Origin of the sequence: Prevotella rectalis (genome assembly GCF_900607215.1) — a bacterium.
In the GTDB taxonomy this organism is placed as follows: Bacteria; Bacteroidota; Bacteroidia; order Bacteroidales; family Bacteroidaceae; genus Prevotella; species Prevotella brunnea.
On sequence record NZ_LR027822.1, the window covers coordinates 86,701 to 87,724 of the forward strand.

1 protein-coding gene (cut by a window edge) is annotated in these 1,024 nt (G+C 49.4%); it reads right to left on the minus strand.

Annotated elements, in window-relative coordinates:
- Positions 1–1,024, minus strand: part of the annotated coding region (locus E0E16_RS08695; protein WP_439650609.1) for an IS256 family transposase (this coding region is incomplete at its 3' end). The annotated region continues 19 nt past the right edge of the window; 1,024 of its 1,043 annotated nt are in view.

Consider the following 1,024-nt stretch of genomic DNA (forward strand, 5'->3'; position numbering starts at 1 on the left):
GACTTCTCTGATGGCATGGATGTTCTCATTTGGATGGTTCTCCTGTACTTCCTGTTGAGCCTTTCAATCCAGTTGGTCGTATATATGCACCTCTGCACTTGAGCCGGGAAGTCCATATACGTGAAATAGGCACTGTTGCGTTCGGCCTTGTATTTTCTTAGTGCAGGATATTTCCTTTCCCATTTCTCGACAAAGGTAATGAATTGTTCGTATCCCTGCAAGGAATTCATCTCGTTGTTCTCCAATTGGAACACCTCACTGAGCTGCTGCGCCATTACCAGTTTGTCTTTATGTGATGCGCCGCTGAGTATCTGTCGCTTAACGTGTGCCACGCAGAACTGGTGTGCGGCACCGGGAAAGGCTGCACAGACGGCATTCTCTATTCCTTGCAATGCATCGGAAACAACTAAGTCTATCTGTTCGACGCCTCTTTGCTTCAAGGCCTCAAGCTCGTCTTTCCAGCAAAGAGCCCCTTCTGTGGGATGATTGACAACCGTGAGCACCTCCCTGCTGCCGTCTTCTAATACCCCCAGAATGGTATAGTAGGCTTCCTTGGACACCTGTCTGTCCCTACGGGTGGAAATAAAGGTGGCGTCGATATAGACGGCTAAGTAGTGGGAGGAAAGGCTACGGCAAAGCCACCGTTCGACGTCCTCACGGCAGCTGCCGGCAAGATGCGATACCTGCTGCTTGCTGTAGGAACGACCATAGACGCAATTTGAAATCTCGCCTATCTGCTCCGTGGTAAGACCTTTGGTGTAGAGGAGATTGAACAATTTGGCACGTTCCTCGCTTTCGCTGCGTATCAACCCTAAGAGAATGGGATAGAAGTTTCCGCTACGACTGCGCGGAATACGGAGCGAGAACTCAAAGCCGTGACTGTACCAACGACGAGAACGGAAACCATTGCATTGCTCATGGGCATTTTCGCTGACGAACAACTCTCGTTCATGATACATCAGGGAGTTCATGATTAATGACTGAAGGGTAACAAAACCCTCGCTGCTGCTTGTGTAATTCGAAA